The organism is Stenotrophomonas sp. CS3K5 (assembly GCF_059515225.1).
This window is the reverse complement of record NZ_JCAKRX010000003.1, coordinates 393,275-415,333: the sequence shown is the minus strand read 5'-3', so window position 1 is coordinate 415,333 and position 22,059 is coordinate 393,275. Positions and strand designations below refer to the sequence as shown.

21 protein-coding genes and 5 tRNA genes are annotated in these 22,059 nt (G+C 67.8%); 23 read left to right on the top strand and 3 right to left on the bottom strand.

What is annotated here, in order from left to right:
- Positions 1-4 precede the first annotated feature (4 nt).
- Positions 5-418 (top strand): type IV pilin protein, encoded by a 414-nt coding sequence (locus AC5YGJ_RS07080; protein WP_107233047.1) that lies wholly within the window; start codon positions 5-7, stop codon positions 416-418.
- A 68-nt stretch (positions 419-486) separates the two neighbouring features.
- Positions 487-563: transfer RNA gene (locus AC5YGJ_RS07075), tRNA-Asn, on the top strand.
- Positions 564-614: 51 nt separating this feature from the next.
- On the opposite strand, the gene AC5YGJ_RS07070 is transcribed toward AC5YGJ_RS07075, so the two are convergent.
- Positions 615-1,145 carry a GspH/FimT family pseudopilin gene (locus tag AC5YGJ_RS07070; RefSeq protein ID WP_496186142.1) on the bottom strand — a complete coding sequence of 177 codons (531 nt, stop codon included), beginning with the start codon at positions 1,143-1,145 and terminating at the stop codon, positions 615-617.
- Positions 1,146-1,273: 128 nt separating this feature from the next.
- Between AC5YGJ_RS07070 and uvrB the strand changes: the two genes are divergently transcribed.
- From uvrB to AC5YGJ_RS07055, 3 genes are all read left to right on the top strand, one after another.
- A complete protein-coding gene (gene uvrB / locus AC5YGJ_RS07065) occupies positions 1,274-3,298 on the top strand; it encodes an excinuclease ABC subunit UvrB (RefSeq protein ID WP_249844487.1) in 2,025 nt (674 codons plus the stop codon).
- Between the two features lie 106 nt (positions 3,299-3,404).
- Positions 3,405-3,479 (top strand) — tRNA-Val (locus tag AC5YGJ_RS07060).
- 98 nt (positions 3,480-3,577) lie between these two features.
- Positions 3,578-3,652: transfer RNA gene (locus AC5YGJ_RS07055), tRNA-Val, on the top strand.
- A 151-nt stretch (positions 3,653-3,803) separates the two neighbouring features.
- On the opposite strand, the gene AC5YGJ_RS07050 is transcribed toward AC5YGJ_RS07055, so the two are convergent.
- Positions 3,804-4,112, bottom strand: coding sequence for a hypothetical protein (locus tag AC5YGJ_RS07050; protein ID WP_496186141.1), 309 nt, complete (start codon positions 4,110-4,112; stop codon positions 3,804-3,806).
- 180 nt (positions 4,113-4,292) lie between these two features.
- Here AC5YGJ_RS07050 and AC5YGJ_RS07045 point away from each other — a divergent pair, with 180 nt between their 5' ends.
- Positions 4,293-4,433: a hypothetical protein gene (locus tag AC5YGJ_RS07045; RefSeq protein WP_181358754.1), complete on the top strand. Its 141-nt coding sequence runs from the start codon at positions 4,293-4,295 to the stop codon at positions 4,431-4,433.
- A gap of 48 nt (positions 4,434-4,481) precedes the next feature.
- On the opposite strand, the gene AC5YGJ_RS07040 is transcribed toward AC5YGJ_RS07045, so the two are convergent.
- Positions 4,482-4,766, bottom strand: a complete 285-nt coding sequence (locus AC5YGJ_RS07040) for a hypothetical protein (protein ID WP_249844485.1) — start codon at positions 4,764-4,766, stop codon at positions 4,482-4,484.
- A gap of 161 nt (positions 4,767-4,927) precedes the next feature.
- Here AC5YGJ_RS07040 and AC5YGJ_RS07035 point away from each other — a divergent pair, with 161 nt between their 5' ends.
- From AC5YGJ_RS07035 to AC5YGJ_RS06955, 17 genes are all read left to right on the top strand, one after another.
- On the top strand, positions 4,928-5,599 hold the full coding sequence (locus tag AC5YGJ_RS07035; protein WP_249844484.1) for a response regulator transcription factor: 672 nt from the start codon (positions 4,928-4,930) through the stop codon (positions 5,597-5,599).
- Between the two features lies 1 nt (position 5,600).
- Positions 5,601-6,944 carry a sensor histidine kinase gene (locus AC5YGJ_RS07030; protein ID WP_249844483.1) on the top strand — a complete coding sequence of 448 codons (1,344 nt, stop codon included), beginning with the start codon at positions 5,601-5,603 and terminating at the stop codon, positions 6,942-6,944.
- Between the two features lie 59 nt (positions 6,945-7,003).
- Positions 7,004-9,400 (top strand): DNA internalization-related competence protein ComEC/Rec2, encoded by a 2,397-nt coding sequence (locus tag AC5YGJ_RS07025; protein ID WP_496186140.1) that lies wholly within the window; start codon positions 7,004-7,006, stop codon positions 9,398-9,400.
- Positions 9,401-9,403: 3 nt separating this feature from the next.
- On the top strand, positions 9,404-10,066 hold the full coding sequence (locus AC5YGJ_RS07020) for a MotA/TolQ/ExbB proton channel family protein (protein ID WP_496186139.1): 663 nt from the start codon (positions 9,404-9,406) through the stop codon (positions 10,064-10,066).
- Positions 10,067-10,069: 3 nt separating this feature from the next.
- Positions 10,070-10,492: an ExbD/TolR family protein gene (locus AC5YGJ_RS07015; protein ID WP_014036620.1), complete on the top strand. Its 423-nt coding sequence runs from the start codon at positions 10,070-10,072 to the stop codon at positions 10,490-10,492.
- Complete coding sequence (gene msbA / locus AC5YGJ_RS07010; RefSeq protein WP_249844480.1) at positions 10,489-12,237, top strand: lipid A export permease/ATP-binding protein MsbA; 1,749 nt, start codon at positions 10,489-10,491, stop codon at positions 12,235-12,237. The genes AC5YGJ_RS07015 and msbA overlap by 4 nt, the downstream gene beginning before the upstream one ends.
- Positions 12,237-13,256, top strand: coding sequence for a tetraacyldisaccharide 4'-kinase (gene lpxK / locus AC5YGJ_RS07005; protein ID WP_496186138.1), 1,020 nt, complete (start codon positions 12,237-12,239; stop codon positions 13,254-13,256). The genes msbA and lpxK overlap by 1 nt, the downstream gene beginning before the upstream one ends.
- Positions 13,257-13,331: 75 nt before the next feature.
- On the top strand, positions 13,332-14,105 hold the full coding sequence (kdsB, locus tag AC5YGJ_RS07000; protein ID WP_496186137.1) for a 3-deoxy-manno-octulosonate cytidylyltransferase: 774 nt from the start codon (positions 13,332-13,334) through the stop codon (positions 14,103-14,105).
- Entirely contained in the window at positions 14,102-14,590 is a 489-nt protein-coding gene (locus AC5YGJ_RS06995; protein ID WP_496186136.1) for a low molecular weight protein-tyrosine-phosphatase, read from the top strand. Before kdsB ends, AC5YGJ_RS06995 begins: the two co-directional genes overlap by 4 nt.
- Entirely contained in the window at positions 14,587-15,999 is a 1,413-nt protein-coding gene (locus AC5YGJ_RS06990) for a hypothetical protein (RefSeq protein ID WP_496186135.1), read from the top strand. Before AC5YGJ_RS06995 ends, AC5YGJ_RS06990 begins: the two co-directional genes overlap by 4 nt.
- Entirely contained in the window at positions 15,996-17,840 is a 1,845-nt protein-coding gene (gene uvrC, locus AC5YGJ_RS06985) for an excinuclease ABC subunit UvrC (RefSeq protein WP_496186134.1), read from the top strand. Before AC5YGJ_RS06990 ends, uvrC begins: the two co-directional genes overlap by 4 nt.
- Positions 17,841-17,858: 18 nt before the next feature.
- Entirely contained in the window at positions 17,859-18,485 is a 627-nt protein-coding gene (gene pgsA / locus AC5YGJ_RS06980; RefSeq protein ID WP_021203601.1) for a CDP-diacylglycerol--glycerol-3-phosphate 3-phosphatidyltransferase, read from the top strand.
- A gap of 156 nt (positions 18,486-18,641) precedes the next feature.
- Positions 18,642-18,717, top strand: a tRNA-Gly gene (locus tag AC5YGJ_RS06975).
- A gap of 262 nt (positions 18,718-18,979) precedes the next feature.
- A tRNA-Gly gene (locus AC5YGJ_RS06970) sits at positions 18,980-19,055 on the top strand.
- 110 nt (positions 19,056-19,165) lie between these two features.
- Positions 19,166-19,354: a hypothetical protein gene (locus AC5YGJ_RS06965; RefSeq protein WP_496186133.1), complete on the top strand. Its 189-nt coding sequence runs from the start codon at positions 19,166-19,168 to the stop codon at positions 19,352-19,354.
- A 242-nt stretch (positions 19,355-19,596) separates the two neighbouring features.
- Entirely contained in the window at positions 19,597-20,922 is a 1,326-nt protein-coding gene (locus tag AC5YGJ_RS06960) for a TolC family protein (protein WP_496186132.1), read from the top strand.
- Complete coding sequence (locus tag AC5YGJ_RS06955) at positions 20,919-22,058, top strand: ABC transporter permease (protein WP_249844474.1); 1,140 nt, start codon at positions 20,919-20,921, stop codon at positions 22,056-22,058. The genes AC5YGJ_RS06960 and AC5YGJ_RS06955 overlap by 4 nt, the downstream gene beginning before the upstream one ends.
- The last annotated feature ends 1 nt before the right edge of the window (position 22,059 follow it).

The window sequence follows — 22,059 nt, the reverse complement described above, 5'->3', positions numbered from 1 at the left end:
GCCAATGCGTACCCCTGCATCGCGTCGTTCCACCGCCGGCTTCACCCTGATCGAGCTGATGATCACCGTGGCAGTGATCGCCGTGCTCGCGGCCATCGCCCTGCCGTCGTATCAGCGCCATGTGCTGAAGACCAACCGGGCGCTGGCCAAGGCCGATCTGGTAGAGATCGCACAGCTGCTCGAGCGCTACCACACGGTGCAGAACAGCTATGACGGTTTCTCGCTGCCGTTCGACCAGTCGCCCCGGCAGGGCGCCAAGCGCTACACGCTGTCCCTGAGCGGCAAGGCCACCGCCAGCACGTACACGCTGCAGGCGGTGCCGGAAACCGGCCAGGACAAGGATGTGTGCGGCACGCTGACGTTGGATCAGGCCGGGCGCAAGACACCGGACAAGAAGACCAACGCGGAGTGCTGGTAAGGCTTGGTCGTCGCGCATGAAAAAAGGGCTTGCGCTGGCCGCCAAACGCTGGCTAAAATGCGCACCCCGCCCGAATAGCTCAGCCGGTTAGAGCACTTGACTGTTAATCAGGGGGTCGTTGGTTCGAGTCCAACTTCGGGCGCCAGATTCGAGAAAGCCGCGAGAAATCGCGGCTTTTTTCGTTGTGGCCGGCCGCTCAGCAGGCGGCGGGCTGTCGTGGCCGTTGGCTGCGCACCCGCCCCGGGACATTGATGATCACGCGACTGTGCTCGTAGCCGTCCACGCACAGCACGATGGACTGGTTGGTGCCGGCGTTGCGGCCATCCGGCCGGAACTGCACCTCGGGACGATGATCGCTGGCGCGCAGCTCGACCCGGTGTTGGCGGCTGGTGTGGGTACGCAGCAGCCGGCCGGGGCCTTCGGCGGCCGTGCGTGGCTCGATCCGGACACGCCAGCCCCGGCTCCAGGCCTGGTCACACTGGTGGCCATCAGACGAGCCGCAGACGGACACGCGGCGGCGTTCGGTGATGGCCGTGCTGCGTGCCAGCGACAGGCTGGCGACCAGCTCCCGGCGCAGGCTCTCGGCCTGCAGGTGGCGCAGCGCGCGTTGCCAAGGGCCCCAGGCCAGTGCCAGCGCCACCGCCAGCAGCATGACGATCAGCAGCAGTTCGATCAGCTGGAAGCCACGGGCGGGCCGGGCGGTGGGGGCAGGGAGGCGGCGAGGCATGGGCCCAGCCTCCGCCCGGGCGCGTTCGGCCGCCATCGGCCAACGCCGTCCTGGCATGCCGGTAAACCCCTCAGCCTGCCGTCACCCCTTGCCTCGTATACTCACGTTTCCCGGGAACTGGCAACACCATGAGCGACCGTTTTGAACTCGTCTCGCCGTACTCGCCGGCGGGCGATCAGCCCGATGCCATCGCGAAGCTGACCAGCAACTTCGAAGCCGGCATCGCCAAGCAGACCCTGCTCGGCGTGACCGGTTCGGGCAAGACCTACACCATCGCCAACGTCATCCAGAACGTGCAGAAGCCGACGCTGATCATGGCGCCGAACAAGACGCTGGCCGCGCAGCTGTATGGCGAGTTCAAGGCGTTCTTCCCGCACAACGCGGTGGAGTACTTCGTCAGCTACTACGACTACTACCAGCCCGAGGCCTACGTGCCCTCGTCGGACACCTTCATCGAGAAGGACAGTTCGATCAACGAGCACATCGAACAGATGCGGCTGGCGGCGACCAAGACCCTGCTGTCAAGGCCGGATGCGATCGTGGTGGCGACGGTGTCGGCGATCTACGGCCTGGGTGCACCGGAAGACTACCTGTCATTGCGCCTGATCCTGTCCAAGGGCGAGCGCATCGACCAGCGCGACCTGATCAACCACCTGACCCAGCTGCAGTACACGCGCAACGAATATGAACTGCAGCGCGGTACGTTCCGCGTGCGCGGCGAAGTGATCGACGTGTTCCCGGCCGAATCGGACAGCGAGGCGCTGCGCCTGGAGCTGTTCGATGGCGAGGTCGAGAAGATCACCCTGTTCGACCCGCTCACCGGCGAGACGCTGCGTAACATGCAGCGCTTCACCGTGTACCCGAAGACCCACTACGCAACCACGCGCGAGCGCGTGCTGGCGGCGATCGAGACGATCAAGGTCGAACTGAAGGAGCGCCTGGAGCAGCTGTACGCGCAGAACAAGCTGGTGGAGGCGCAGCGGCTGGCGCAGCGTACCCAGTACGACATCGAGATGATGGCCGAGGTGGGGTTCTGCAACGGCATCGAGAACTACTCGCGGCACCTGACCGGCAAGAACGCCGGCGAGCCGCCGCCGACCCTGTTCGACTACCTGCCGGCCGATGCGTTGCTGGTGATCGACGAATCGCACGTGACCATTCCGCAGATCGGCGCGATGTTCAAGGGCGACCGTTCGCGCAAGGAAACCCTGGTCGAGTTCGGTTTCCGTCTGCCGTCGGCACTGGACAACCGCCCACTGCGCTTCGAGGAGTGGGAGGAGCGCTGCCCGCGCAGCATCTATGTGTCGGCAACGCCAGGGCCGTACGAGTACCGCGAGGCCGGTGATGAGATCACCGAACTGGTGGTGCGCCCGACCGGCCTGATCGATCCGGTGGTGGAGATCCGTCCGGTGGGAACCCAGGTTGACGACCTGATGAGCGAGGCCAACGAACGCATCAAGGCCGGCGACCGCGTGCTGGTCACCACGCTGACCAAGCGCATGGCCGAGAACCTCACCGAGTACCTCACCGAACACGGCATCCGCGTGCGCTACCTGCACTCGGACGTGGACACGGTCGAGCGCGTGGAGATCATCCGCGATCTGCGCCTGGGCAAGTTCGACGTGCTGGTCGGCATCAACCTGCTGCGCGAGGGCCTGGACATGCCGGAAGTGTCGCTGGTGGCGATCCTTGATGCCGACAAGGAGGGCTTCCTGCGCTCGACCGGCTCGCTGATCCAGACCATCGGCCGCGCCGCCCGCAATGTGCGCGGCAAGGCGATCCTGTACGCCGACAAGATCACCCGTTCCATGCAGGCGGCGATCGACGAGACCGACCGCCGCCGTGCCAAGCAGGTCGAGTACAACCAGGAGCACGGCATCGTGCCGCGCTCGGTGGCGCGCCCGATCGTGGACGTGCTGGAGGGGGCCCGCTCGGATGCAGCGGAGAAGGAGGCCAAGAAGGGCAAGGGCAAGGGCAGGGCGGGTGTGGCCGAGGAGGGTGCCGACTATCGTTCACTCAGCCCGGCCCAGCTGGCGGCCCGGCTCAAGGCGCTGGAGCAGCAGATGTACCAGCACGCCAAGGACCTGGAGTTCGAGGACGCCGCACGCGTGCGCGACCAGATCCGGCAGCTGAAGGAGGCCAGCCTCGGCTGAACGCGGCAGTGCAGCATCATCTTCACAAAAGTGTTGCGCTTCACAGCCGGCGTCCGTAATATACGCGGCCTGCACCGACGCAATCGCGGCCTTGCAGATGCAAAACGGGCGGTTAGCTCAGCGGTAGAGCACTACCTTGACATGGTAGGGGTCACAGGTTCGAACCCTGTACCGCCCACCACGAAGTCTCCGGAAGGAGGTTGTCGTGAACTGCAAAGCCCGGCCCTGGCGCCGGGTTTTTACGTAGCAAGGCCAGCCTTTGGGCGGCAAGAACAAGATGGGCGGTTAGCTCAGCGGTAGAGCACTACCTTGACATGGTAGGGGTCACAGGTTCGAACCCTGTACCGCCCACCACGACATCCTCGGCGAGGATCGACGTGAACAGAAAACCCGGCCATGGCGCCGGGTTTTTTCGTTGCAGCGTCCGCTTTCCGGGCGCTTGACATCGCGTATGGCGTGGCGAGGACGACAGGTTGCGGTGCGGCTGTCCCGGATAGGTTTCGAACTACCGCCCAGCGGCCAACATCTCGACACGGATTGCACGCTGCACCCGCCATTGGCCATCCACACGCTGCCACAGCTGCGCCACATAGGCGCGCTCGGCCGGTCCGTTCGTGCGGCCCTGGCATCCAAATCGCAGCACCCGGTCCTCGCGCAGCGGCAAGAGCTGCAGCGCGGACGCGGTGTCATCACGCTGTGGCGTCGCGGTGGCCGTCTCGTTGAGTTGGATCTGTTGACGCACTGCCACTTCGGCGGGCCCGCCGTGGTCGCCGAACAGGCCGGTGAACAGCAGCATCAGGGCAAGCATCGGCATGGCACGGTGCTCCAGCGGGAAAGTGCACGCAGGCTGGCACGCCGCCGCCGGGGGCGCAGCCGGCCTGCGACGAACAGCGGGATTGCGCCGCCAAAGCCAGCCAGGTGGCGATGAATCCGGGCCGGGCAGGCGTAGACTTGCCCCTACCGCGCAATCGCGGTCATCACAAGGAGCAGCTGCATGAGCGATCACGTTCCGGTTTCCAGGCCCAACCCGCTGTTCGAACTGCTGTTCGGCGGCAACATGCTGCAGGGCACGTTCAAGGCCGTGATCTGGGTGGCGCTGTTGTCTGCGGTGCTGGCCTGGAGCACGCTGCGCTGACGACGGCCGCCTGCGCTCAACGCCCCGTGCTGCGGGGTGTCTGCGGGGTCAGGCGCTGAAGGCCTGGCGCAGGCTGTGCAGGGTGGCCTGGCGGTGTTCCTTCGCGCTGGCCTCGCCCATCTCCAGCTCCTGCAGGCGCAAGCCGACCAGGGTCATCGACAGCGCGTAGCCGCGTGCCGCATCGGCGGCGCGCGACAGGCCCAAAGCGCGGCGCGCCAGCGCATTCACGTGCTCAAGATCGGGCATCAGGCCCAGGTAGGCACGCTCGGCGCTGTCCAGGTCGGGTGCACGCAGGATTGCGTGCGCTTCACTGGTGGGGGAGACGGAGGCCATGGGGGTGTCCTTGTCCGTGGGCGACCACTGTGCGGGGATGGCTGTGCATGGTGCAGGCGCAACATTGTCAGAACATTGCGCCAGCGAGGCCGGCTGCGATCGGCGCAAAATTACGGCGCCAGGCACTATGATCGGCACCTTTTCCGGTAGCCGAGCCCCTCATGCGCATCCTCCTGGTCGAAGACGATCCCGATCTGTCCCGTGCCCTGCAATCGGGCCTGGAGCGGCAAGGCGTGGTCGCCGACGTGGTCGCCAGCCTGGCCGAAGCCGCCATCGCGCTGCGCGAGCCGGTGCACCAGCTGATGCTGCTCGACCGCCAGCTGCCCGATGGTGATGGTGCCGGCTTCGTTGCCACAGCCCGTGCGCTGCGGCCGAACCTGGCCGTGATCATGCTGACCGCCAAGGGCACGCTGTCGGACAAGGTTGAAGGGTTGGATGTCGGCGCCGATGACTACCTCGTCAAGCCGGTGGCGATCGAAGAGCTGATGGCGCGCATCCGCGCGGTGTCGCGGCGTCCCTCGGCGATGGTCACGCCCAGCCTGCGGCTGGGGCGCATGGAATTCGACTTCGAATCGTTGCAGGCGCGGGTCGAAGGCCAGCCATTGCCGTTGCCACGCCGGCAGGTGCTGGTGCTGCAGGCGCTGGCGATGCGGCAGGGGCGCACGGTCACCCGCAGTGCGTTGGAGGCGGCGGTGTACGGTTTCGATGATGAGATCCAGTCCAACGCGCTCGATGCGCATATCTCCAAGTTGCGCAAGGCACTGCAACAGGCCGGTGCCGGCGTGGAGATCCACGTGATCCGGGGCGTCGGCTACCTGCTGGCGGAGGCCTGAGATGGCCCGTCCGATCCGTTCCATCACCCTGGGCCTGGCCTGGCGCCTGTTCCTTGCGCAGGCGTTCACCGTGTTGTTTGCGGTGGTTGCGCTGATCCTGACCTGGGGTGACAAGGACACCTGGGGCATGGACATGTTCATGGCCGAGGCGGTGGCCAAGGCGGTGCACAGCGAAGACGGCCGGCTGGTGCTAGACCAGGCGCGCTGGAACGCTCTCGATGCGCAGGCCGGCGGCAACCTGTGGTTCGCTGCGGTCGATGACAAGGGTGTCTGGCTCGAGCGTGGCACCCTGCCGGCAGTGCACGCGCCACTGCTGGCCCGCTTGCCGACGCTGGGCGCCACCGAGCTCGGCTCACTGGTACCGCCCTATCTGGATGTGGCGCGGGTGATGATCCGCAACGAGGAGGGGCGCCGCATCACGGTGATGGTGGGCGGCGCGCCGAAGGGCGGCCTGCTCGATGGCGCGCTGATGGTGCTGCGGCTGATCGGCCTGTGGTTCTTCCTGCCGCTGATCGTGGTCACGTTGCTGGTGATGCCGACGGTGATCCATCGCGCGATGCGTGGCGTGCGCCGTTCCGCGCAGCAGGCCAAGGAGCTGGATATCGGCCAACCGGGCGCACGCCTGGATGCGCAGCTGGTGTCCACCGAAGTGGCGCCGCTGGTGGAAGCGTTCAATGATGCGATCGACAAGGTGCAGCAGGGCTACGCGGCGCGTGACAAGTTCCTCGCCGATGCGGCGCACGAACTGCGCGTCCCGATCGCGGTGGTGCAGGCGCGCCTGTCGCAGCTGCCACAGGGCGAGCTGAAGTCGCAGTTGCTGACCGACGTGGCGCGGCTGGGCAATGTTGCCGAGCACCTGCTCGACCTGCAGCGGCTGGATCGCAACGTGGGCGCGCTGCAGCGGCTCGACCTTGCGTTGCTGGTGCGTGAGGCGGCCGCCGATCTGGCGCCTCTGGTGGTGGGTGCCGGCTACGGGTTCGAGGTCGATGCGCCGGACGTGCCGGTCTGGATCCATGGCGATGGCCTGGCCCTGGGGCGGGTGATCGCCAATCTGGTGCACAACGCGATCGTCCACGGCGGTGGCCGCGGCATCATCTGCGTGCGGTTGGATACCCGCGCGCTGCTGGAGGTCAGCGACCAGGGCGCCGGCATTCCGGTGGGTGACCGCGAGGCGATCTTCGAGCCGTTCCACCGCTTGCGCGCGGCCGGCAGCGGCAGTGGCCTGGGCCTGCATCTGGTGAAGGAAATCGTGCAGCATCACGGCGGATCGGTCAGTGTCGGCGAAGCCGCCGGCGGCGGTGCCAGTTTCCGGGTCAACTTCCACCGCGGCAGCGTTCGACGCTGACCCCAGGACGGGGCAATCGCTGATAGGCAGGCGACGGTCGGTGGCCGCAGGCTGCGGCCATGGCTGTCGATCGATCCGGTGCAACGGTGTTGGGGGGCGGCTGCGCCGCCGGCCTGGTGCTGGGCGCGCTGGCCTGCGTGCAGCTGCCGGCACTGCCGCCACTGTGGCTGTGTGCCGTGGCGGCGGTGTGCGCGCTGTGCGCCTGGATCCTGCGCTGGCGGGGACGGGTGCCGGCGGCTGCGCTGTTCGGCCTGGCCTGGACCGCGCTGCACGGGCACTGGGCAATGCAGCAGCAGCTTGCGCCGAACGCTTCGGCGCAGGATGTCGTGGTTCGTGGGCGGATCATCGACCTGCCGCAGCATCGCTCCGGCCAGACCCGTTTCCTGCTGCGCGTGGACGATGACGACCGTCTGCCGTTGTTGCGGGGCAAGCGCCTGCAGGTCAGCTGGAATGATCCGTGGCGGGGTACGGCCGCGGGCCACCGTGGTGGACGCCAGCAGCTGCGGGCCGGCGCGCGCTGGCAGCTGGCATTGCGGGTGCGGCCACCGCGCTCGAGGATCAATCCCGGCGGATTCGATGGCGAGCGCCATGCGCTGCTGCAGGCCATCGCCGGCACTGCCACGGTGCGCGACCCCGCTGGCGCACGCGAGCTGCAATCCGCGTTTGGCCTGCCAGCCTGGCGCGAGCGCAGCAGCGCCGCCATCGCCACCCAGGTGGCCAGCCCTGGCGCGCGCTTCGTGCAGGCGCTGGCGCTGGGTGATACGCGAGGATTGTCCGATGCCGACTGGGAGCAGCTCCGCGCGCTCGGCCTGACCCATCTGATCGCCATTTCCGGATTCCACGTCGGCGTGGTCGCGGGGCTGGGTGTGCTGCTGTGCCGGCTGCTGTGGTGGCTCTGCCCGCAGCTGGGCCGCCACTGGCCCCGACAACAGGCGGCGGCCGGCGCGGCGGCGGTGGCCGCTGCCGGTTATGCGGTGCTGGCTGGCGGCGCGCTGCCCACGGTGCGTACGGCATTGATGATCGGCCTGCTCGCGTTGGCGCGCGGCGGCCGGCGCCCGCTTGGTGTGGCGCACGGGGTGTCGCTGGCAGCGTTGGCGCTGCTGCTGCCGTCGCCACTGTCGGTGCTGTCGGCCGGCTTCTGGCTCAGCTTCGGCGGGGTGCTGTGGCTGCTGTGGTGCCTGCCGCAGGCGCCACCGCAGGGGCTGCGCGAACGGCTGCACGGCCTGCTCGCCGCGCAGGGGGTGGCCAGCCTGGGGCTGTTGCCGTTGGGCATCGCGTTGTTTGGGGGCACCGCCCGGCTGGGCCCCCTGGTCAATCTGCCGATCATTCCCTGGTGGAGCCTGCTGGTGGTGCCGCTGTCGTTGCTGGGTACCGGCCTGCAGGCGTTGCATGAGGGCGCGGGGCGCTGGGCATGGCGGGCTGCGGCGTGGCTGTTCGACCTCAGCTGGCGCGTGCTGCAGCCGTTGGCGGTCCATCCAGAGGCGATGTGGTGGCTGGCCGAGGCACCCGCCTGGGCGGTACCAGCGGCGCTGCTGGGTGTTATCTGGTGGTTGCTGCCGCGCGGCGCAGGCGGTGGCCTGGCGGGCGTGTTGCTGTGCCTGCCGCTTCTGTGGCCGGCACGTGAAGGGCCGCGGCAGGGCGAGCTGGAACTGCTGGTGCATGACGTCGGCCAGGGCACGGCGGTGCTGCTGCGCACGGCGCGGCATGCGCTCTGGTACGACGTCGGGCCACCGGCCGGGGGCGACAGCAATGAACGCACCCTCGTGCCGGCGCTGCGTGCGCTGGGCCAGGCCATGCCGCAGCAGGCGGTGCTCAGCCATGACCACCAGGATCACACCGGCAATCTGCCCGCTGTGCGCCGGCAGCATCCGGGTCTGGCGCTGCTGGCGCCCGACGGCAGCGCCATCGCCGGGGCCCGGCCCTGCCGGGCAGGCCTGCGCTGGCACTGGGATGGCGTCGACTTCCAGGTGCTGCATCCCGCCGCTGGCAACCGGCAGGCCGTGAATGAGGGCAGCTGCGTGCTGCGCGTGGCGGGAGCCCATGGCGTGGTGCTGTTGCCCGGCGACATCGGCCGGGTTGCCGAAACGGAGCTGTTGGCAACCTCTTCGCCGCAGTTGCGTGCGGATGTGGTACTGGTCCCCCATCACGGCAGCGGCGGCAGTTCCAGCGCGCTGTGGGTGGCGGCGGTGGAACCACGGCTGGCGCTGGTCTCGGCCGGGCACCAGAACCGCTTCGGCCACCCGCGGCCGGAGGTGGTGCGGCGCTGGCGGGCGCAGGGGGCCGAGGTGGTGGCCACCGCCGAGTCCGGAGCGATCCGCGTATGGCTTGGCGCACAGGGGCTGCAGCTGCGTGAACAGCGTATCCACGCGTCCCGGTGGTGGGATGCCGCTGGGCGGGCACGGTCGGCTGCTATCCTATCGCCGATCGAACAAGCGGCCGTTGGGCCGGAGGGTTGAAACGTGTGGGAACTGGTCAAGGCCGGTGGCTGGCCGATGGTGCCGCTGCTGCTGTTGGGCGTACTGGCTTTGGCGATCATCCTGGAGCGTTTCTGGTCCCTGCGGCGGACTGAGGTGCTGCCGCCGGGCCTCGGCCAGGAAGTGCGCAACTGGGCCGCGCGCGGCAAGCTCGACCCGGCGCACCTGCAGACGCTGCGCGCCAACTCGCCGCTGGGTGCGCTGCTGGCGGCCGCGCTGGAAGCGCGCAACCGTCCGCGTGACCAGATCCGCGAGCGGATCGAGGACACCGGCCGCCATCTGGTGCACCGCATGGAGCGCTTTCTCAATGCGCTGGGCACCATCGCCTCGGCCGGCCCGCTGCTGGGCCTGCTCGGCACCGTGATCGGCATGATCCAGATGTTCCTGGGCATCCTCGACCATGGCGTGGGTGACGTGAACCAGCTGGCCGGCGGCATCGGCAAGGCGCTGGTGTGCACCGCCACCGGCATGATCGTGGCCATTCCGGCGCTGATGTTCCATCGATATTTCAAGGGCCGCATCCATGGCTATGTGGTGGAGATGGAGCAGGAAGCCAGCACGCTGCTGGACACGCTCGACGGCCGCCCCGGCGTGATGAACGCCGCGCCGGCAGCACGTGCGGCCAGCCCTGCCACGGCCAAGGCCTGATCGATGCGTATCGGCAACGACCGATCCCAGGATGAGCCGCATATCGATCTGGTTCCGCTGATCGATGTGATCCTGGTGCTGATCATCTTCTTCGTGGTCACCACCACCTTCGACGCGCGTTCGACGCTGCAGGTGCAGCTGCCGACCGCCAGCCAGCAGCCCAACAACGAGCCGCCGCGTTCGCTCAGCGTACTGATCAACGCCGAAGGCCGCTATTTCATCAATGACCAGGAAGTGCTGCGCAGCGACGTCGAGTCGGTCAAGCAGACCATCGCCGCCGTCGCCGGCAGTGATCGCAGCCAGCCGGTGCTGCTGCGCGCCGATGCACGCACTCCCTACCAGGCCGTAGTGACCGCGCAGGACGCGCTCGGTCAGCTCGGTTTCCGTCGTATCGCCATTGCAACTGCGCCAGAGGTGCGTCCATGAGTTCCCATCACGCGCCGGTGTGGCCGATCTACAAACGTCTGCTGGGCTACACCCGCACCTACTGGGTGTTCATGGTGGGTGCGGTCATCGCCATGGTGGTTGAAGCCCTGGCCGGCTATCACTTCACCAAGCTGATGGAGCCGCTGGTCAACCGCGGTTTCGTCAACCCCGAACCGCGCATGGCGGTGATCCTGCCGCTGACCATCCTGGGCCTGTTCCTGATGCGCAGCGTGGCCACCTGGGTCAGCGACTACACGCTGGCCAAGACCGGCCGCAGCGTGGTGCGCGACCTGCGCGAGCAGGTGCTGCAGAAGTATCTGCACCTGCCGTCGTCCCACTTCGATACCGAAGCGACGCCGGTGATGGTCAGCCGCCTGAACTTCGATACCGAACAGGTCACCCAGGCCAGCGCCGATGCACTCAAGACCGTGGTGGCCGATACCCTGACCATCATCGCGATGCTGGCGGTGATGCTGCAGATGAGCGTCAAGGTCACCCTGGCGATGCTGCTGGTGGTGCCGCTGATCGGTGGCATCGTGTCCTATGTGGGCAAGCGCTACCGCCGCATCAGCCGTGGCATCCAGGATGGCATGGGCACGATGGCGCAGACCGCCGAGCAGTCGCTGGCGGCACAGCAGGAAGTGAAGGTGCACGGCACCCAGCAGCACGAGATCTCGCGCTACTCGCGCCTGGCCAACCGCATGCTGGCGCTGAATATGAAGGTGGAAGTCACCCGCGCCGCCGCCTCCAGCGTGGTGCAGTTCCTGGCGGCACTGGCGCTGGCGGTGATCGTCTGGGTGTCCACCCGCGAAGCGCTGGCTGGCAAGCTCAACGCGGGCCAGTTCATGGGCCTGATGACCTCGATGATGGCCATCATTCCGTCGCTGCGACGCTTGACCAGCGTGCAGACCTCGATCTCGCGCGGTGTGGCTGCCGCCGAGCGCCTGTTCGGCATCCTCGACATGCCGGTGGAGCGCGACCAGGGCCGCACGACGGTGCAGCGCGTGCGGGGTGAGCTTGCATTCGACCACGTCATGCTGCGCTACCGCGAAGACAGCGGCATCGCCCTGGACGACATCAGCTTCATCGCCCGGCCGGGCACCGTCACGGCCATCGTCGGCCGCTCCGGCAGCGGCAAGACCAGCCTGATCCGGCTGGTGCCGCGCTTCTATGAGCCCAGTGGCGGTGTCATCACTCTCGATGGCGTGGCCCTGGACGATTACCCGCTGGCCGACCTGCGCCGGCAGGTGGCGATCGTCGGGCAGAAGGTGATGCTGTTTGACGACACCATCGCCGCCAACATCGCCTATGGCATGGAAGCAAGTGATGAACAGATCCGTGCCGCGGCCGAAGCCGCCAACGCCTGGGAGTTCATCGCACGCATGCCGCAGCAGCTGCAGACCCCGGTCGGCGAGAACGGTGCGCTGCTGTCCGGCGGCCAGCGCCAGCGCCTGGCGATTGCCCGCGCGATCCTGCGTGATGCCCCGATCCTGATCCTCGATGAAGCCACGGCGGCGCTGGACAACGAGTCCGAGCGGCTGGTGCAGGATGCATTGCAGCGCCTGATGCCGGAACGCACCACGCTGGTCATCGCTCATCGCCTGTCGACCATCGAACATGCCGACCAGGTGCTGGTGATGGACCACGGCCGCATTGTCGAACGCGGCACCCACCGCGAGCTGCTCGAGATGGGGGGGCTGTACCAGCACCTGCACAGCATGCAGTTCCGCGAAAGGCAGGACTGATGGCAGGCAAGGGTACCCAGACCCCGCCGTACTGGTATGACGGCACGCCGGTTCCGTGGGCGATGCGCCTGCTGGCGCCGCTGTATGCCGGCGTCACCGCGCTGCGCCGGCGTGCCTACCGGCGCGGTTGGCGCAAGCGCCACGCATTGCCGGTACCGGTCATCGTGGTCGGCAACATCACCGCAGGGGGGACCGGCAAGACGCCGCTGACCATCGCCCTGGTTGAACGCCTGCGTGCGGCCGGCTGGAAGCCGGGTGTGGCCAGTCGTGGCTATGGCCGCGAAGACGCCGACACACCGCTGTGGGTGCAGGCCGATACGCCGACCGCCAAGGGCGGCGATGAGCCGGTGCTGATCGCCTGGAAGACCGGCGTGCCGGTACGCGTGGACCGCGACCGGGTGGCGGCTGGCAGGGCGTTGGTCGAGGCCGGCTGTGATGTGATCGTATGTGATGACGGCCTGCAGCACTACCGCCTGGCGCGCGATATCGAGATCGAAGTTGTCGATGCGCAGCGCCGCTATGGCAACGGCCTGATGATTCCAGCCGGACCGCTGCGTGAACCGGTGAGCCGCGCCAGCGAATGCGACTTCCGCGTGGTCAACCTCGGCCAGGCCGAGGCGGAAAGCGCGGCCCAGGCCTGTGGTTTCGGGCAGTGGCCGATGGTGTTGCAGATCGACAGCGCGCAGCCGCTGGCCGGTGGTCGCGCGCGCCCGCTGTCGTACTTCAAGGGCCAGCGCGTGCATGCAGTGGCCGGCATCGCGCACCCGCAGCGCTTCTTCGACATGCTGCGTGCGCGTGGCATCGGCGTGGTGCCGCATGCCTTCGCCGACCACCAGGCCTACCAGCCGCAGGATCTGTCGTTTGGCAGCCAGCTGCCGGTACTGATGACCGAGAAGGATGCGGTGAAATGCCGTGCGTTCGGCAACGATTGGCACTACGCGGTGCCACTGCGCGCCGAGCTGCCGGCCGCGTTCTGGGTGGCGGTGACCGATCGCCTGGACAAGCTGCGACCGAACTGAGTAACGCGGCGGCGCTTGCATTCACACGCCGCCGGCCGCATTCCCGTTGTAACGAGCCTGCCGAGTACCGCCCGCATGACCGAATTCGTTGTTGCCATTCCGGCCCGCTATGCCGCTTCGCGGCTGCCGGGAAAACCCTTGCGCCTGCTGGGCGGTGAGCCGCTGGTGCTGCACGTGGCGCGCCGCGCGCTGCAGGCCGGCGCAGGCCAGGTGTGGGTGGCCACCGACGATCAGCGCATTGTCGATGCGCTGTCCGGGCTGGCCGAAGTGAAGGTGGCAATGACTGCTGCCTCACATGCGTCCGGCACCGACCGCCTGGCCGAGTGCGCGCGTATTGCCGGCTGGGCCGATGACACCGTCGTGGTCAACCTGCAGGGTGACGAACCATTCGCGCCGGCGGCAGGCATCCGCGCCGTGGCCGAGGCACTTGTCAACGGCACTGCGCCGATGTCGACCCTGGCCACCACCGTCGAGGATGCGCCTACGCTGTTCGACCCGAACGTGGTCAAGCTGGTGCGCAACGCGCGCAACGAAGCGATGTACTTCAGCCGTGCCCCGATCGCCTGGCACCGCGATGGCTTCGCGCGCAGTCGTGAGGCACTGCCGGAAGGTCATGCCTGGCTGCGCCACATCGGCATCTACGGCTACCGTGCCGGTTTCCTGCAGCAGTTTGCCGCCATGCCGCCAGGGCAGCTTGAACAGGTCGAATCGCTGGAGCAGTTGCGCGTGCTGGAGGCCGGCTACCCGATCAGCGTAGCGATCTCGCCCGAGCCGTTCCCGCCGGGCATCGACACGCCCGAAGACCTGGAGCGCGCCGAGGCGCTGTTGCAGGCGCTGGCCGTACGATGAGACTGCTGGTCGTCTGCCTCGGCAACATCTGCCGTTCGCCGATGGCCGAAGGCGCATTGCGCGCCCGCCTGGACGCCTCGCCGCTGGCCGGGCGGGTAGAGGTCGATTCGGCCGGCACCGGTGACTGGCACGTGGGTGAGCCGCCGGACCGGCGCGCGATCATCTGCGCGGCCGGTCATGGTGTGGACATCGGCGGGCTGCGTGCACGCCAGTTGCAGGCCCGCGATTTCGACCGGTTTGACTGGATCCTGTGTGCCGACCCGGCCAATCTGCGCGATGCCGGGCGCCTGGCATCGCCCGCCCAGCGTGAGCGCCTGGCGCTGTATCTGCCGTGGTCGGGCGGGCGGGGAGCGGGCGCGATCCCGGACCCCTACACCGGGGGCAGCGAGCAGTTCGAACAGGTCTGGACGCTGGTGGACGAAGCTGCAAAACGTGCAGTGGCACGACTGTTGCATGACGCCGACTCCGGCATAATCGGGTCATGAACGTCCAGCCCGTCCCGGACCTGCCCGAGTTTGCCGCCTGGCTCAATGCCACGCCCTGCACGCTGACCGAACTGCGCGGTCGGCCGGTGGCCCTGTTGTTCGTCAATGCCGCCTCCGCGTGGAGCGCGCAGCGCCTGGCCGAGTTTGGCCAATGGTTGTCGCGACACCCCGGCAAGCTGCAGCCGCTGGTACTGCAGGTGCCGCGATTCGATTTCGAGCGCGAGGCCGATGCCGCACTGAAACTGCTGCGCCGGCAGGGGTTGTCGATGCCGGTGCTGCTCGATACCGACTGGGATGGCTGGCGCCGCTTCGGCATCACCGCGTGGCCGACGCTGGTGCTGCTGGATGCGCAGGGCCGCGAACAGCAGCGGCTGATCGGGCAGGGCGCCCCCGGGGACCTGGAGCGCGCCTTGAACGCGCTGTGCCAGGGCGCGCCTCTGGCGCCACCGCGTGGCGGCAGCGAACTGCATCCGGAGCCGCGCCATCCGCTGCGCTTCCCGCTCGGCCTGGCAGTCAGCACCGAACGGCTGTACATCGCCGACAGTGGCCATCACCGCATCCTTGAATGCAGCCATGGCGGGCGCATCCTGCGCCAGTTCGGCCTTGGTACTGCCGATTTCATGGACGGCAACCTGGCTGAGGCGGCGTTCCACCGTCCGCAGGCGCTGGTGCTGGAACGCGATTCGCTGTACGTGGCCGACACCGGCAACCATGCCGTACGCCGTATCAACCTGCTGACCGGTATCGTCGACACCTTGTGCGGCAACGGTCGCCCCGGTGCGCCGGTGGAAGGGCCGGTCGCGCAGGCGCGGCAGGTCTCGCTGGACCATCCGACCGGCCTGGCCATTGCCGACAACCAGCTGCACATCGCCATGGCCGGCGACAACCGCATCTGGAGTTTCCATCTGGGCCAGCGCAGCCTGCAGTGGCGCGCCGGCAGTGGGTCGATCGATGAGCGTGACGGCAGTGGCCACCTGGCTGCCTTTGCCCAGCCGACCGCGTTGGCCGTGGTGCAGCAGGTGCTGTACGTGGCCGATGCGCTGGGCTCGTCGATCCGCGCGCTGCAGCTGCGCGGTGATCTGGTGCAGACCCTGGTCGGCCAGGGGGCCTGGCGCTTTGGCCATGAGGACGGCCCGCGCGCGCAGGCCAGCCTGCAGTTCCCGCAGGCGATCGCGCTGAGCCCCGAGGCCCCCCTTCTGTGGATTGCCGATACCGGCAACGGCCATCTGCGCACGTTGCGCCTGGGCGGTGGTGAACTGACCACCCAGCCATTGCCGCGCCGGCTGCACGGCCCGGCGGGCCTGGCCGTCGGTGCGGGCGCGGTGTGGATCGCCGAGACCGATGCGCATGCCGTACTGCGGTTCGACCCCGACAGCGGCGTGCTCAGCGAAGTACCGATCAGCGAATGACCGACGCTTCCGCCCCGGCCTTCGACGGCAAGGCCTTCGCGGCCCATCTGAGCACGGCCCCCGGCGTGTACCGGATGTACGCCGCCGACGACACCCTGCTGTATGTCGGCAAGGCGCGCGCACTGCGCAACCGTGTGGGCAGCTACTTCAACGGCAGCCCGAAGAATGCGCGGATCATGTCGATGATTTCGCAGATCGCGCGCATGGACGTGACCGTGACGCGCTCGGAAGCCGAGGCGCTGCTGCTGGAGAACCAGCTGATCAAGTCGCTGTCGCCGCGCTACAACGTTTCGCTGCGCGACGACAAGACCTATCCGCATGTGCTGCTGACCCGCGAAGACTGGCCGCGCATCGCCCTGCATCGCGGGCCGCGTGCCATTCCCGGGCGCTATTTCGGGCCATACCCGGGCGTCACCGCAGTGCGCGAGACGCTCAACCTGATGCACAAGCTGTTCAAGCTGCGCAGTTGCGAGGACAGCGTGTTCCGCAACCGTTCGCGGCCGTGCCTGCAGTACCAGATCGGCCGCTGCAGTGCGCCCTGCGTGGAACTGGTGGCGCCGGCCGAGTACGCCGAATCGGTGCGCCGTGCCGCACTGTTCCTGGAAGGCAAGAGTGATGAGCTGACCCGCGAGCTGGGTGAGCAGATGCAGGCCGCCAGCGAGGCGCTGGAGTTCGAACAGGCCGCGCGCCTGCGCGATCTGATCTCCTCGTTGCGCAGCATGCAGACCCGGCAGTATGTGGATGGCCGCGCCGCCGATCTGGACGTGCTGGCGGTGGCCATGCAGGGTTCGCAGGCCTGCGTGCTGCTGCTGGCGTTCCGCGACGGTCGCAACCTCGGTACCCGTCCGTTCTTTCCACGCACCAATGGCGAGGACAGCGCGGAGGAAGTGCTGGCCGCGTTCGTCTCGCAGTACTACATCGAGTTCGAGCCACCGCGCGAGATCCTGCTGGACCGCGAGATTCCCGACGCCGACCTGCTGGTGGGGGCGCTGTCGGCCTCGGCCGAGCGCAAGGTGCAGCTGAAGTGGAACGTGCGCGGCGAGCGCGCCGGCTACGTGGAACTGGCCAGCCGCAACGCGCAGTTGACGCTGGCCACGGAACTCAACAGCCGCAATGCCCAGCACGCGCGCAGCGATGCGTTGCGCGACATGCTGGGGCTGGCCGAGCCGGTCAAGCGGGTGGAATGCTTCGATATCAGCCATACGCTGGGCGAAGCCACCGTGGCCTCGTGCGTGGTGTTCGACGCGGCCGGGCCGGTGCGCGCGCAGTACCGCCGTTTCAACATCAGCGGCATCGAGCCGGGCGATGACTATGCCGCCATGCGCCAGGCCATCGACCGTCGCTTCCGTCGTGCGGTGGAAGAGCAGGGCGTGCTGCCGGATGTACTGCTCATCGACGGTGGTGCCGGCCAGCTGGCCCAGGCCCAGTCCGCGCTGGCCGACTTGGGCGTGGAAGGCGTGCTGCTGGTGGGCGTTGCCAAGGGCGTGGAGCGCCGTGCCGGCCACGAAGCGCTGGTGATGCCCGATGGCCGTGAGTTGCGCCCGGGGGCCGCCAATCCGGCGCTGCAGTTCATCCAGCAGGTGCGCGACGAGGCGCACCGGTTCGCTATCACCGGTCACCGCGGCCGTCGCCAGAAGGCCCGGATGACCAGCAAGCTGGAGGACATCCCCGGCATCGGCCCGCGTCGCCGTGCCAGCCTGCTCAAGCATTTCGGCGGTCTGGTCGGCCTCAAGGCCGCCGGCGAGGCGGAAATCGCCAAGGTGGAAGGCATCAATGACGCCCTTGCGGCGCGTATCTACGCTAACCTGCACGGGTTGGCCACGCCCGATGCGGCCGAGTAGAGAGAGAAGCACGCAAGCATGAAGTTGACCCTGCCCACCTGGCTCACGTTGTTGCGGATCGTGATGATCCCGGTGCTGGTGCTGGTGTTCTACCTGCCCTACACCTGGACCAACTTCGCTTCGGCGGCGATCTTCGGCCTGGCCGCGATCACCGATTGGCTCGATGGCTGGATCGCCCGCCGCTACCAGCTGGAGTCGGCATTCGGCGCTTTCCTCGATCCGGTTGCGGACAAGTTGATGGTGGCGGTGGCGCTGTTCCTGATCGTGCAGGGCCACCCGACGCCGTGGATGGCCTTCTGGGCGGCGGTGATCGTCGGCCGCGAAATCGCGGTGTCGGCGCTGCGCGAATGGATGGCCGAGCTGGGCCAGCGCGCGAAGGTGCGCGTGGCGATGATCGGCAAGATCAAGACCACCGCGCAGATGGTCGCGCTGTTGTGCCTGCTGTACTCGGTGGCGCCGAACGTACCGGTGGAAGACATCTGGATGGGCTGGCCGGTATTCCACATTGGTGATTGGACGCTGGCCATTGCCGCAGTGCTGACCCTGTGGTCGGGCCTGCAGTACCTGCACGCCGCCTGGCCGAGCCTGCGCGAAGACGAGCGCGCCGCGCGCGAGCGTTCGCGGCAGAAGAAGCTGGGCAACTGAGTGCCGGGGTCGGATCCCTTTCCGCAGGAAAGGGCTCTGACCCCAACGATGATGTTTCCATCCACGCCATGCGTGGATGCGTAATGCAGGTCGCCTTGCAGACCCGAAAAAAGCGCTTGACGCCATCCTTGGAACGGGTAGAATTTCGCCTCCCAAGCGGGAATAGCTCAGTTGGTAGAGCGCAACCTTGCCAAGGTTGAGGTCGCGAGTTCGAGTCTCGTTTCCCGCTCCAGATTCAAGAAAAACGCTCCCGCAAGGGGGCGTTTTTCGTTTGCGGACAACGCGCTGCACGGCACCGGCGTTCCATGGCAAGCGGCGCCTGCACAGGGGATGGATCATCTGCCGGGCGATTGACCGCTCAACGTCGGACTGCACACCGGGGAACGTAGGCTGGGGGCTGAACGCTGCCCGGGCATGCAGGTGAAATTTCCTGTTGACGCCGTGCAGCAATATCGACACAATAGCGCTCCTTCGACGCAGGTCGAACGGAATCTGCGGGAATAGCTCAGTTGGTAGAGCGCAACCTTGCCAAGGTTGAGGTCGCGAGTTCGAGTCTCGTTTCCCGCTCCAGATTCAAGAAGAACGCTCCCGAAAGGGGGCGTTTTTCGTTTGCCACTCCGGGTGCGCCATCGCCCCGTCAGCGCGCGTCCCCTGGCCTGGGCATCGCGCACGGTTCGAACGTGAAGATCGAAGATTCACCGGGGATGACGTTGCTGTGCTCCATCAGGAGCAGTACGGCGTTCGAGGCCAGTGGGGTGCTCAACGCGACCGCGAGTGCGGCGACAATCAGTGTGGTGATCAAGGCAGTCACTCGCCAGCGGCAATACACCGTGAAAGTCGTCCAGTGTTCCGTGCCGGGAACGCATTGAAAGCGGAGTGAAAGGCTCGGGTCGCGTTGCCTGAACCGCACGCGTGCTGTGACCTTTTTCGGACCATTTCTCCATGTTCGCTCCACAATCACACGGTAGCCTGCGTGCTCCCTTAACACGTTGGCAGGCCGGTGGTCAGGCGTATCACTCCAGTGGCAGTGCCCAGGACCGGGCGCGGACTTACCTTGCAGGGGGTGCTGCGTCCGGGGGCATTGCTGGCCAGTCTGGCGCTGGCCGGTTGCATGTCGGTGCCCGTTCCAGAACTGCCTGACCGTACGCCGAGCGCCTGGACCCAGCCGCCACCGGGAAGCGGCGTGGCGGTGGACGCGCGGCAGTGGTGGAAGGTCCTGTCCGACCCGGCACTCGATGGTCTGGTCGACCAGGCCATCGCCGGCAACCTCGACCTGCAGCAGGCCACGCTGCGGCTGCAGGCAGTGCGGATCACATCGGGCACCGCCGATTCGCGCTTCCTGCCGGAGATCTCGGCCAGCGCCAAGCAGGTGCAGGACGCCGCCGCCGTCGATACCTATTTCCATGCTGGCATTGAAGCGATCTGGGATCTGGGCCTGTTCGGTGCCGCCGAAAGTGCGCATCTGGCGGCGCAGGCCTCGGCCGGCAATGCCGAAGCACTGCGCAGCGCCGCGCAGGTGGCGGTGATTGCCGACGTGGTGCGCAGCTATCTGGATCTGACCGTGGCGCAGGCGCAGCAGGATCTGCTGGCCCGCCAGCAGGCCGTGGACGATCGCGGCGAGCAGTTGGCCCGGGTGCGGCAGCGCCTGCGCCTGGATGAACCGGGAGAGCTGGAACGCCTGCAGGCGCGCCAGGCGGCCACGCGCGCGGCGTCGGCGCAGGCGCGTGAGAATGCAGACAGCGCAGCGCGTGCACTGGCGCTGTTGCTCGGTCGCGATGGCCCGGACCCGGCGTGGCGCGCCTGGCGCACGCCGCCCAGACTCGGTGTGTTTGCCTTGCAGCAGGTGCCAGCGGACCTGCTGCGGCATCGCCCGCAGATCCTGCTGGCCGAATCGGCGGTGCTGCAGGCTGCGGCCGACAAGGGCACCGCGCGCGCGGCGATGTACCCACGGGTCAGTCTGGGCGGCTCGATCCTGTACGCCTACAACCTCACCCAGAATGCGCGCTCCAACTCTGATTCCAGCCCCTCGATCGGCCCCTACATCGACATACCGCTGTGGGACTGGGGCCAGCGCCGTGCGCGCTTCCAGGCCGAGGACAAGCAGCTGGACGCCGCGTTGCTGGGCTACCGCAAGGCGGTGCTGGAAGGCGTAAGCGAAGTGGAAGGCGCACTGGGCAGCCTGGCCCGACAGGACAGCAGCATCCAGTCGCTGCGTGCGGCCAACGAGGCCGCCAGCCAGCAGGTCAGGCGCCAGGCACGGCAGGTGCAGCTGGGCCTGTCCAGCGAATTCGAGGGTCTGGACACACAGCGTGCCGCACTCGCCGCGCAGGCTGATCTGATCGGTGCGCAGGGCGCGCGCGCGCTGGCGTTTGCGTCGCTGTACCGCGCGCTTGGCGGCGCACCGTTGCCGGTCGAGACCGAGGATGCGGCGCAATGATCGCGCTGGCCCGCAAGACCCTGGCCTATGAGTGGCGCCGGTTCCTGCCGGTGGTGATGGCGATGTGCTTCGCCGGCGTGCTGCTGATCGTGCAGGCGGCGCTGGTGCTGGGCATCTTCGGCACCGCTGCGATTTACGTGAAAGCGTCGTCGGCCGATATCTGGGCCGGTTTTCCCGGGACACAGAGCGTCAACTACGGTCATGCCATCAGCGCCGATGTGGAAAGCCACCTGCGCATGGACCCGGATGTCACCCGCGTCGAACCCTACGAGTGGGTCGATGGCGAGTGGCGCTCCAGTGCGCCGGGCACCGGCAACGTGTCGGTGTACCTGTCCGGCATCGCCACCGCCGACGACGCGATGATGTTCGCGCGCATCCTGCCGGCTGACCTGCGTGCGCAACTGCGCGAGCCGGGCGCGGTGATCGTCGACAGCGCCGATCTGGATACGCTGGGCGTGGACCTGCAGAACAACCGTGCCTGGATCAACGGCAAGGCCGTGCGTGTGGTCGCCGCACAACCCGGCCTGAGGGGTCTTGGTGGTGTCAACGTGCTGGCCTCGCTGGATACTGCGCGCGCCATTGCCGGCACCGATCCGCATGAAGGCAGCACCTATTTCGTGGCGGGCCTGCGCTCGCCGGAGCTGGCCGATCGCGTGCGCGATCGCCTGTCGGCCTCGATGGGCCAGGCCACGCCGGTCGAGTTCTGGACGGCGCCCGAGTTCGCCAGCCGCTCGCAGCGGTACTGGCTGTTCGATACCGGCGCCGGCATCGCGGTGCTGTTCATGGCGGTCATCGTCTGCTTCGTCGGCGCGGTGATCACCAACCAGTCGTTCGCTTCGGTGGTGGCCGGTTCGGTGCGCGAGTACGCCACGCTCAATGCACTCGGTGCCGGTCGCTATGCGCTGGCGCGGGTGGTGTTCGAGCAGGCGCTGCTGATTGGTGGTGTGGGCATGTTGCTGGCGGCGGCGTTCAGCACCGTGGTGCTGTTGATCGCGCAGACCCAGCGCGTGCCGGTGCAGCTGACGCCGATGGTCATCCTCGGCTGCGTGGCGCTGGTCGCGGTGATGGCCATGCTGTCGAGCATCATGGCGGTACGCAGCGTCGTCCGCTCCGATCCATCGTTGCTGTTGCGCTGAG

Excerpts from the sequence above, each read along its gene's own strand:
- pgsA (WP_021203601.1), top strand. The coding sequence starts at position 17,859 with ATGAAGTTGACCCTGCCCACCTGGCTCACGTTGTTGCGGATCGTGATG.
- AC5YGJ_RS07035 (WP_249844484.1), top strand. The coding sequence starts at position 4,928 with ATGCGCATCCTCCTGGTCGAAGACGATCCCGATCTGTCCCGTGCCCTG.
- AC5YGJ_RS07070 (WP_496186142.1), bottom strand. The coding sequence starts at position 1,145 with ATGCCTCGCCGCCTCCCTGCCCCCACCGCCCGGCCCGCCCGTGGCTTC.
- uvrB (WP_249844487.1), top strand. The coding sequence starts at position 1,274 with ATGAGCGACCGTTTTGAACTCGTCTCGCCGTACTCGCCGGCGGGCGAT.
- AC5YGJ_RS06960 (WP_496186132.1), top strand. The coding sequence starts at position 19,597 with ATGTCGGTGCCCGTTCCAGAACTGCCTGACCGTACGCCGAGCGCCTGG.
- AC5YGJ_RS06990 (WP_496186135.1), top strand. The coding sequence starts at position 14,587 with ATGAACGTCCAGCCCGTCCCGGACCTGCCCGAGTTTGCCGCCTGGCTC.
- AC5YGJ_RS07040 (WP_249844485.1), bottom strand. The coding sequence starts at position 4,766 with ATGGCCTCCGTCTCCCCCACCAGTGAAGCGCACGCAATCCTGCGTGCA.
- lpxK (WP_496186138.1), top strand. The coding sequence starts at position 12,237 with ATGGCAGGCAAGGGTACCCAGACCCCGCCGTACTGGTATGACGGCACG.
- uvrC (WP_496186134.1), top strand. The coding sequence starts at position 15,996 with ATGACCGACGCTTCCGCCCCGGCCTTCGACGGCAAGGCCTTCGCGGCC.
- AC5YGJ_RS07050 (WP_496186141.1), bottom strand. The coding sequence starts at position 4,112 with ATGCCGATGCTTGCCCTGATGCTGCTGTTCACCGGCCTGTTCGGCGAC.
- AC5YGJ_RS06955 (WP_249844474.1), top strand. The coding sequence starts at position 20,919 with ATGATCGCGCTGGCCCGCAAGACCCTGGCCTATGAGTGGCGCCGGTTC.
- AC5YGJ_RS07015 (WP_014036620.1), top strand. The coding sequence starts at position 10,070 with ATGCGTATCGGCAACGACCGATCCCAGGATGAGCCGCATATCGATCTG.
- AC5YGJ_RS07025 (WP_496186140.1), top strand. The coding sequence starts at position 7,004 with ATGGCTGTCGATCGATCCGGTGCAACGGTGTTGGGGGGCGGCTGCGCC.
- msbA (WP_249844480.1), top strand. The coding sequence starts at position 10,489 with ATGAGTTCCCATCACGCGCCGGTGTGGCCGATCTACAAACGTCTGCTG.
- AC5YGJ_RS06995 (WP_496186136.1), top strand. The coding sequence starts at position 14,102 with ATGAGACTGCTGGTCGTCTGCCTCGGCAACATCTGCCGTTCGCCGATG.
- kdsB (WP_496186137.1), top strand. The coding sequence starts at position 13,332 with ATGACCGAATTCGTTGTTGCCATTCCGGCCCGCTATGCCGCTTCGCGG.
- AC5YGJ_RS07045 (WP_181358754.1), top strand. The coding sequence starts at position 4,293 with ATGAGCGATCACGTTCCGGTTTCCAGGCCCAACCCGCTGTTCGAACTG.
- AC5YGJ_RS07080 (WP_107233047.1), top strand. The coding sequence starts at position 5 with ATGCGTACCCCTGCATCGCGTCGTTCCACCGCCGGCTTCACCCTGATC.
- AC5YGJ_RS07030 (WP_249844483.1), top strand. The coding sequence starts at position 5,601 with ATGGCCCGTCCGATCCGTTCCATCACCCTGGGCCTGGCCTGGCGCCTG.